Origin of the sequence: Brevundimonas sp. UBA5866 (genome assembly GCF_002432125.1) — a bacterium.
GTDB lineage: Bacteria > Pseudomonadota > Alphaproteobacteria > Caulobacterales > Caulobacteraceae > Brevundimonas.
The window spans coordinates 1-9,636 of sequence record NZ_DJFS01000057.1 but is presented as its reverse complement, the minus strand read 5'-3'; the positions used below and the strand labels follow the sequence as shown (position 1 = coordinate 9,636).

The 9,636-nt window shown below is 61.7% G+C and carries 6 protein-coding genes and 1 pseudogene; all 7 read right to left on the bottom strand.

The window, feature by feature from the left end:
- Positions 1-1,591, bottom strand: a pseudogene (locus tag B3H86_RS06590) (hypothetical protein); the annotation flags it as partial.
- Between the two features lie 226 nt (positions 1,592-1,817).
- A complete protein-coding gene (locus tag B3H86_RS06585; RefSeq protein WP_292052187.1) occupies positions 1,818-2,867 on the bottom strand; it encodes a helix-turn-helix domain-containing protein in 1,050 nt (349 codons plus the stop codon).
- Positions 2,868-3,177: 310 nt separating this feature from the next.
- Entirely contained in the window at positions 3,178-4,617 is a 1,440-nt protein-coding gene (locus B3H86_RS06580) for a UdgX family uracil-DNA binding protein (protein WP_292052186.1), read from the bottom strand.
- Entirely contained in the window at positions 4,617-5,858 is a 1,242-nt protein-coding gene (locus tag B3H86_RS06575; protein WP_292052185.1) for a putative DNA modification/repair radical SAM protein, read from the bottom strand. The genes B3H86_RS06580 and B3H86_RS06575 overlap by 1 nt, the downstream gene beginning before the upstream one ends.
- 68 nt (positions 5,859-5,926) lie before the next feature.
- Complete coding sequence (locus tag B3H86_RS06570; RefSeq protein ID WP_292052184.1) at positions 5,927-6,937, bottom strand: hypothetical protein; 1,011 nt, start codon at positions 6,935-6,937, stop codon at positions 5,927-5,929.
- Between the two features lie 199 nt (positions 6,938-7,136).
- Positions 7,137-8,756 (bottom strand): methyl-accepting chemotaxis protein, encoded by a 1,620-nt coding sequence (locus B3H86_RS06565; protein WP_292052183.1) that lies wholly within the window; start codon positions 8,754-8,756, stop codon positions 7,137-7,139.
- A gap of 102 nt (positions 8,757-8,858) precedes the next feature.
- Positions 8,859-9,395: a type 1 glutamine amidotransferase domain-containing protein gene (locus tag B3H86_RS06560; protein WP_292052182.1), complete on the bottom strand. Its 537-nt coding sequence runs from the start codon at positions 9,393-9,395 to the stop codon at positions 8,859-8,861.
- Positions 9,396-9,636 lie beyond the last annotated feature (241 nt).

Below are 9,636 nucleotides of genomic sequence, written 5' to 3'. Positions count from 1 at the left end.
CGCCGATGGACTGGGCCACCACGCCATAGGAAAACCGACCTGCCGTCTCGATGCGCCCGTCGGTCACATTCACCGTAACTGCGCCGCCGTTGCCGGCATTACCGCCCGCACCGCCAAACGAGACAATGCCGCCGCTGCCGCCGGCATCGCCACCGGCCCCGCCGATGGACTGGGCCAGAATACCATAGGCGGAATTGTTGGCGGTGTAGATGTTCGAGCCGCTGTTCAGCGTCACCGCACCGCCGTTGCCGCCCCATCCGCCGTCGGCAGCAGAGCCGAACAAGCCGTAGGAAGAGCCGCTGTTGCCCGCGCCGCCCCCGAGGGACTGCACCAAAATCCCGTGCGAGCCCTCACCGTAGGTGGTGATCTGCTCAAGGTTGACCGTGCCTACGACATTGCCGCCGCTGGCCGCGTTACCGCCCGAGCCCGATCCTCCGGTAGACGCCCAGCCATTGCCCCCGCGACCGCCCTTGCCAGCACGGCTTTGCAGAACGACGCCGTGCGCCTGGCCGCCCTGGGTCTCGATGGTGCCGGAGCCGGTCAGATTGACGGTGACATTGCCGCCATTGCCGCCACGCCCGCCGCTCTTGCCGCCTCCGGCAAGGTTCAGATACGAGTTGCCGCCCTTGCCGCCATCACCACCGATGCTGGCGACGATATAGCCCGGCGAACCGCTACCGGTTGAGACGACGTCGCGGTTTTCGGTCAGGGTCTCATTGATGTTGGCACCGTTTTGCCCCGCTCCGCCGCCGCTGGCCGGAACGAAGATCGCCCCGTTGCGCCCGTTGGATCCGTTCGAGGCACGGCGGATAATGCTGACACGGTTCTGGTCAGCCGATGACGAAGGCACCGTGGCATCGGACGGATCGATACCCCCGCCCAGATTTTCTACGACCGTGACGGTTCCCCGCACGACTTCCGGCGTGGTGACGCCGCCCGTTGTCTGTTCGGGCGAACCATAGACGACGCCCGTAATGGCGTTCCCTGCCCCGTCGGTTGGGAAACCCGACACCCAGGTGATGGTGTTGACGCGGTCGCCATTGCTGTTCCGGTAGGCAAGGACCGTGTCATAGACCGGCGTCGCATTGCCCTGCGCGTCAAAATTGTTGCCGACGACAGCCTGCGCACCGATGGCGGGCGGCGCGTAGACAAAATACTCTTTGTCATCCGCATCGCGGACCACATAGCCCTCGGACACGGCCTCAACCACCGTACCGCTGACACCGCCGGGCAGCGATACCGCATCACCCACCGAAGGCGCGGCAAAGGCCGGTGTGGCCAGCAGGGCCGAACCCGCCAGCATGGCAAAGGCCTTCAACAGTGACTGCCACGACAGAACCGCACGATGGCGCGGTGCCGGTGCCGCCGCCACGGGCCGGGGGTTGTCCATCAACTGGATCAGCCGCCCAAGACTGCTGTCCAGCCGCTCTGCGGCCTTGGTGGACTGTTGCGACAGCGAGGCCCGCAGACGCAGCGCTTCCTCACGAACGATCCGGCGCTGGCCCTCTTCGGCGGCACGGATATCCAGCTCGGCGACCACGCGGTCGATTACGCCGGCAATACGGTTCATTTCGCGTGCGTTGATTTTCATTCCCGGATCCCTCGAGTCACCTTCCGCCCAAGGGGACAGGCGGGGGTGCGCAACTTTTGACCGCCACTCGGACGGACTAGATTTCAACTTGGTTCGCTAAGACGGCCCATCGGGCACAGCAACGCTTTGAAGCGGCTCTATCACATTATTTTTAAACGTTTTTCTGTGACGTCTCAGCGAGTTTTCCGCCTGTCTCAGACGGCATGATGCCCGATGGTCCAGCCCGCTAGCGCATGGCGGCCAGCCATTTGGACCAATCGCTTTCCGAGCCGCGCTCGCTGATCCGCCTCACCCGCCCCCGGGCCAGTTGCCGGAAGTCGCGCGGGGTCATCTCGAAAATCTCTTTGAAGCCCGTGCTGAACGCAGAAGCGTTCGAGAAACCCCAGCGCGCCGCGATCTCGGCAATCGTCAGATGCGCATTCTCCGCTGACAACAGGTCATCGCGGCAACGGTACATGCGGCGCCTGCGCACGTACTGCACAAAGCCGCCGTGCCGCTCCATCATGCGGTACAGCGTGGCCCGCGAAATGCCGAACGCCAGACAGACCTGTCCGACGCCCAGTTTCAAATCGGCCACATGTTCTTCGATATAGCGCCGTACCGGCAGCCACGCGGCGGCCCGTACCGCGCTGGCGTGCTCGGGACTGATGGTGCCGTTCAGTGCCGCCGCCGCCAGGGCCAGCGTGGCCCCCTGTGTCGCAAAGGCCTGGGCCTCGGTCATACGCGGTGCCTGTTCATAAAGCGCCAGCAGGTGCGTCCTGAACAATGCCGTCAGCGGATGGGCGGCGACCAGACGCTGGCCCGCGTGGGCATCCGGATCGATCAGCAGCGGTTCAAGCACGCGCCGCGGCAGAACCAGGTCAACCGTGCGATAGGCCGTGGACTCGGTCTGGATGGGCTGTGTCATATCGACCATCAGCATGTCGCCGTTGGCAAAGACCTGATCCCTGCCGCGGGTACGGGCCACACGGCTGCCGTCCATGTAGAACTGCATCAGAAAGTAATCGAGCCCGTCCGCACCGATCAGGGCCGCGTTCCTCTGGGTCCGCTGGGCGCAGCTGACCACAGAGCCGAACATCAGATCGCCCGCGTGAAAAGCATCCACCTTGGCGTAGAAGGTCGCATCGGTAATGGACGAGATTTCCCAGACCGACGCCGCGGTTTCGCGCCACACACCGATACGGGCATTCTCCGGCAGAAGGGCGGTATCGAGCACAGAGCGGGCTATCCGCGCATCCGCGTCGATCCCCTCACGATCCCGAACAACTACCGCCACAGACGCCCAGTCCCACCCGTATCCTGCGACCGGAATATGGGCCGCAAAATCACAATAAATCTAAATCGTCCTGAACGGTTCTCCGAAGCCGAACAGACGTCACATTACATCGCTCGCACCAGAGTCTTAACGAGACACTAACAAACCTTGCCGCGCGAGCCAGCGCACAAACACAACCTATACAATGCTCCGAACGTCTCACCCCTGTGAGACGCAGAGCAAAGCCTGTGTTCCGGTCAGGCTGAAACGGCATGGGCGGATCAATGCGCGCCGGGTACAATGATGCAGAGAATATATGAGATATTCTAAATTATTGAGACAGGTTCAGATAGGTCGCGGCCAACGCCAGATCCGCCGTGAAGGCCGCCTGCGCGCGTTGCCGCTCGTTCGGGTCCGGATGACGAAGAATATAGGCGGGATGATAGGTCACCAGCAGGGCGCCGTGCGCCCCCTCCTCTATCCGGCCACGACGCTCGCTCACATTGACCGCATGCCCCGTCACGCCGCGCGCGGCACTGGCCCCCATCGCCACGATGAGATCGGGTTTGACCAGGGACCTTTCATGATCGAGCCACCATCGGCATCGGTCGATTTCACTGACCGCCGGTGTTCTGTGCAAGCGTTTGCGTTCACGCACCGTATGTTTGAAGTGTTTGACCGCATTGGTCAGATAGACAAGCTGACGATCTATCCCCGCATCGGACAGAGCCTTGTCCAGCACCTTGCCCGCCGGACCGACAAAGGGCCTGCCTGTCAGATCTTCATGATCACCCGGCTGTTCGCCGACAATCATCAGCCGCGCGCGGCCGGGCCCTGCGCCACAGACCGGGCGGGTCGCATCGCGCCACAACGGGCAACGCCGACACCCTTCAAGGGCCTTGTTCAGCGTTTCTAGCGTGTCCGGCACCACATCATCTGTAACGGTACGATCGACCGGCGCGGCACGGACCTGATCGAAGCGGCGGTTGGGCTCTGGAGCCGGTGCCGTGACCATCTGCTCCGTCCGGCCTGTCGCCCCGGCGATCAGATCGGCGATAAGCTCGGCCTCGGGCAGGTTCTTCCAATAGGACTTGGGCATTTCGGCCTTCATGGCCTTGGTCCGCAGGCGGGCAGGATTGAAGGTCGAGGCGTAGTAGGTTTTCCAGAAGTCTTCGATTTCGTCCTCTTGCGGAGCGTCCTCTTTCCGCGCCGGCGGCCCGTAGCTCAGGGTCTGCAAATCCCAATGCGCCGCGCCATCCGGCGTCAGGATCGACCAGCGCATATTGGCATAGCGCCGCACAAAGAAGGGGGCGGTTTTCGCCAGCACGCGATGCGCCGGTTCGAACCATGCGATCCAGCGCTCGTTGTCACCCTCACCCTGCTGGCGGAAACGGACGAAGGCCTTCATCTTGTGTGACGCCCGACTGACGTTTTTGGCCATTTCCATGGCCCACGCGACATCGCGGTCTGACGTGACCTTGATCAGGTCCGGTTCGTCCTGCAGCCGCCACAAAAGGCGGTAAAGCAGATCGAAGCGATCCGGATCGCGATGCAGGATCACCTCGCCCGCCAGATCCACAAAGGCCTTGGACACCTTGAATGGGCGATCCTCGCCGCGCCCCTCGGATATGATCTCGGAAAACAGACCGGCCTGTTTTTCTCCGACGACAAACCGGACCCGCGCCGGCTCGACGCCGGACAGGCGCAAGCTACGCGCCGCATCGCGCCAGCCCGCGAAGTCCGTCTCGTCGACCAGATGTACGGTGCGCATCAGAACAGGCTCAATTGCTGCGGCTGCTTTTGGGGGGCCAGACGCGCGCGCAGGTCAACGGCGTCGGTCAGCCCCCCCGGCGTCCAGTCCAGCGCGGTAATCCAAGGCCTGACCTTGTCGATAGAGCGGGTCAGACGCGCGACATCCTCCAGCCGCAGGGTCCGGTAACGGCGCACCGACAAAATGCGGTCGATCGCCTTGACCCCCAGTCCCGGCACGCGCAGCAAGGCCTCACGATCCGCCGTGTTCACGTTGACCGGATAGATCTCACGCTTCTTGAGCGCCCAGGCCAGCTTGGGATCAATCGCCAGATCCAGCATGCCGCCATCGGTCGTTTCCGAGATTTCAGGAGCGGTGAAGCCATAGAAACGCATCAGCCAATCGGCCTGATACAGCCTGTGCTCGCGCATCAGAGGGGGGCGCGATACCGGCAGGATCGCTGAACTGTCTGGTATGGGGCTAAAGGCCGAATAATAGACCCGGCGCAAGCCATAGCCGCCGTACAGCGAGGCGCTGCGGTCCAGTATCTCGCTGTCGGGAGCCCCGTCGGCTCCGACGATCAACTGGGTGGACTGGCCACCGGGCGCATAGGTGGGCGGTTTGATCCGCTCGCGCCTGGCGGGCTTTGCCTCTTCCATCCTGAGGCGCACCTGCCCCATCGTCTTGCGGATAACACCCGCGTCCTTTTCGGGTGCCAGACGCCCCAATGCCTCGTCGCGCGGCAGTTCAATATTGGCAGACAGCCTGTCGGCGTACCGCCCGGCCAGATCGATGAGGCGCTGGTCCGCTTCGGGAATGAGCTTGAGGTGGATATAGCCCCTGAAGTCGTGCTCCTCGCGCAGCTTGCGGGCGACCTCCACCAGTTGCTCCATCGTATAGTCGCCGGAACGGATGATCCCCGACGACAGAAACAGCCCTTCGATATAGTTGCGCTTGTAGAAGGCCAACGTCAGGTCAACGACCTCGTCCACCGTAAAACGCGCCCGCTCCACGTTGGAACTGGAGCGGTTGATGCAATAGGCGCAGTCGTAGATGCAGAAATTCGTCAGCAGTATTTTCAGCAGGCTGACACAGCGACCGTCGGGCGTATAGGCATGGCAGATGCCCATACCCTCGGTCGAACCGATTCCGGTACCACTGCGGGAATCGCGCTTTTTTGCTCCGGAAGATGCACAGGAGGCATCATATTTCGCAGCATCGGCAAGCACGGAAAGCTTACGTCGGAGGTCGATACGGGCCATTTGTTCATGATACGTTCCATCTGGCCCGATGTCCATATTTCTTGGACCAGAGCGGTCATCCGCTGGTCTTAACCGCCCAGTCGGGACAAACGCTGGTTATAGAGTTCGGTCAGGGCCGCGCTGCCGATGGTGCGGTTACGCTGGGCCAGAAAACTCATACGGTTTTCAAAGACGGACACGCGGTCTTGCGACAAGGCCAGCGACCGGAATGAAGCCGCCGCCTCGCGCCGCTCAAGGGCCCTCAGGGCCTCGTCACCGCAGATGGTGCGCTCTGCAATCGTATTGGCCTGATCGCAGCCGAACGAGGTATCGGTATCATCGGGAAAGTTCAGGTAAACCGGCTGTGTGTAGCCAGCCTCGCCCAGACGGACCTGTATGGCCTCCGGTACCGTCACCGACAGGCTGTTGGGCGTTTGGGGCGCGCAGATATCGATACGGCCGTCATGACGGCAGACCGAAACCTCGGGCATATCGACCAGTCCACGGATGACGGACCAGTCTTCATCCAGATCGCGCGCATGGGCCGACCACGCCGCATAAAGGCTGCAAGCCTCCAGTGTCCGGGACGTCTGGCAGGCCTGAAGCGCCAGATTCCGCTTTTCACCCCGCCGCGCCGCGTATTGCTCATGAGCGGTATGGTCGATGACCTCGCCATCCTTGACGATAAAATAGCGCTCCGGACCACCCAGCCTCCGATCCTCGACCTGTAGCGATCCAAAGCCTGTGTCAGCCAATACAAATTCGGGGCGACCATCGGCATTGACGTCTACCGGCGGACGGATGGGCTGAGGGCTATGGAATGGCAGGGGCAGCATCCGCCAGTCGCCGCGCTCGCGCATAACCACCCATCCGGTGTGCCTTACGCGGCCACCTTCTTGGATGGCGCTGGCGACAAAGAACTGCTCGCCCCGGACAGAGTCATCCAGCACGGTTTGGACAACCGAAAACTGGGGTCCGCCCTCAAGCTCCAGCCCAGGTCCTCGCGCTGTCTTCAAACGCAGCACAGCGCGGTTGCCGCTGATCCGATGCACCGTAAAGGTGGCCCCTGACAGGGTTTGAGGCCCTGTCTGGGCCGTCAAATTCAAGGCTTCGCCCAGCGGGGAATGTGTAGAAGGTCGGGGCTCGGGATTGCAGGCCAACAGGGTGGCTACAGCTAACGCCGCAATCGCTCCTGTTAGTCCGAACCGATTGATATCGCTGCTCAAAACAAGCCTCGGGTAGTCTGACCCCCTTCCCTAGACAGCAAAGCTTAACAAGATTTTGTTTCGGGTGGCGGTATCAGAATTCTTCCCAGTCAGCACTGGCGGCCAAAGCCAGATTGGCCTTGGCAGCAGCGGGAGCCGCACGCCGCGCCAGGGTTGCCTCTACACCCTCATTGTGGGCCGTGCGTATGGGCGCAGCATTGGCGCCGGCCATTGCCCGCACCGGTGCCGCAACAGAACGCGCCACCTTGAACTTGCTGACCAGTTCAGTGAGTTTTTCGGCCTCGCTGGTCAGATGGTGACAGGCGGCAGTGGATTGTTCGACCATCGCGGCATTCTGCTGGGTCGTCTGATCCATCTGGTTCACAGCCGAGTTCACCTCGGTCAGGGTCGTCGCCTGTTCCTTGGCCGAGGCGCTGATCTCGTTCATCAGCTCGGCGATTTCACTGACCTTGTTGACGATGTCCGACAGGACCTCGCCCGTCTGGCCAACCAGTTTCACACCGTTCTTGACCTGTTGGGTGCTGGACGAGATCAGTGTCTTGATCTCCTTGGCAGCATCCGCCGAACGCTGGGCCAACGCCCTCACCTCGGACGCCACAACGGCAAAGCCGCGCCCCGCATCACCCGCACGCGCAGCCTCTACCCCCGCGTTCAGGGCCAGCAGATTGGTCTGGAAAGCGATCTCGTCGATAACACCGATGATGCGGCTGATCTGGTCGGAAGAGGATTCAATCTCGCCCATTGCCGTCACAGCATCGGACACAACCTCGCTGCTGCGCTCCGCATCGCTCTTGGCTCCGCTGACGACGTGATGGGCTTTCTGGGCACCGTCTGCGGTACGTTTGACCGTGACCGTGATCTCGTCCAGCGCCGCCGCGGTTTGTTGCAGCGATGAAGCCTGGCGTTCGGTGCGACTGGACAGATCATCGGATGCACCGCTGATCTCGTTTGCGCCGGCCCGCATAAGGCCCACATTCTCAGACACTTCCTGCATAGCCGCCTCCAGTCGCTCCATAGCAGCGTTGAAGTCGGTCTTGAGCTGGGCGTAGTCGCCGCTGAACTCTTCGTGGATGCGGGTCGTCAAATCCCCATCGGCCAGCCGCGCCAGCGACGATGCCGTCACCTCGACCACCCGCTTCTGGGCTGCCTCGGCTTCGGCGCGCAGGGCATCCGCTTCCTTGCGGGCCTTTTCCGCAGCCTCGAGATAGATGGAAATGACGAAATCCATATCCAGCAGAGCGGCCTTGACCACTGCACCTAGGGTCTCGCCCAACGCCTTGCCGCCGTCACCTGCCGAAAAGCGTTTGCGTTTCTTCTCGTGGTCGGACACCACGGCCTTGACCAGACCATCCAGCACCAGGGCATAGCCGCCGATATACCAGCGCGGCTCCAGCCCGATACGGGCGTGGGTGGCACCAATCCTCTGGACACTGTCCGTATAGGTGGAGTCAAAACGGGCAGAGGATATCTGGCCCCAGTGCCTTGACTGACCCGACTTCGCACCGGCGATCATCTGCTCGCTGTTGAAGAAGCGGGACACGGCCGGATAGGCCCTGACCTGCGCGTAAAAAGCATCGAGACTGCTCGACAACGCCCCCTCGATCACAGGTTGGGCATTTGAAAGTCGGCGTCGTGCCTCCGCATCCATCTGGATGAATGACAGGCGCTCGTTCAGGGCCGTGCTATCAGACATGGTATTAGTCCTCAGTCTCTAGGCGAAGCTGGGACCAGAATTTACAGAACAGCGTTATATATTGCTAAGCTCGTGCTAAGGGTAAATACGCACTGCTGTCCCTCAGGACAAAGCCTTGATGATGGCCTCGTTAAAGGCCGGAATATCATCCGGGTCGCGGCTGGTAATCACACCGTTGTCTTCGACCACTTCCTGATCGACCCAGATCGCACCGGCATTTTCAAGATCGGTCCGAAGGCTCTTGAAAGAGGTCAGACGACGCCCCTTGGTCAATCCCGCCTCGATCAGCAGCCAGGGCGCGTGACAGATGGCAGCTACCGGCTTGCCCGCCTCGCCAAAGGCATTGGCCAAGGCGATGGTTTTGGAATCCATCCGGAACTTGTCCGCTCCCACCGTGCCGCCCGGCACGATCAAAAGATCGAAATCCTCGGCCGTCACATCCTTTACGGGCTTGTCGACGGGATATTTCGAGACCGGATCGAGGTCATTCTCGAAAGTCTGGCCTTCTCCGGCCTCCAGTCCGACAACGACTACCTTTGCGCCCGCTTCTTCCAACGCGGCTTTCGGGCGCGAAAACTCGGCATCCTCGTTACCGCGCGGTGCCAACAGAATGGCTACGGTCTTTCCGTTTAGCGACATGGTCGGATTCCTTTTTTACTGGCCGTCCCCAGACAGGAATGACGGGGGGCAGGCTGCGTTTGCCCAAACCCAACTCTCCGCCTGGCCGGCTGTTCCTGACTTGAAGAGGATGTGTTCAGTATCCGGATCAATAGTCCGGCATTGGCATCCGACGTCAGGTGCGTGGACAGGTCTTTCCGGTTGTATTGACCGGTAATCTGCCCAAAGGACAAACTTCTGAGCAGTCGGGGCTGATGCGCGG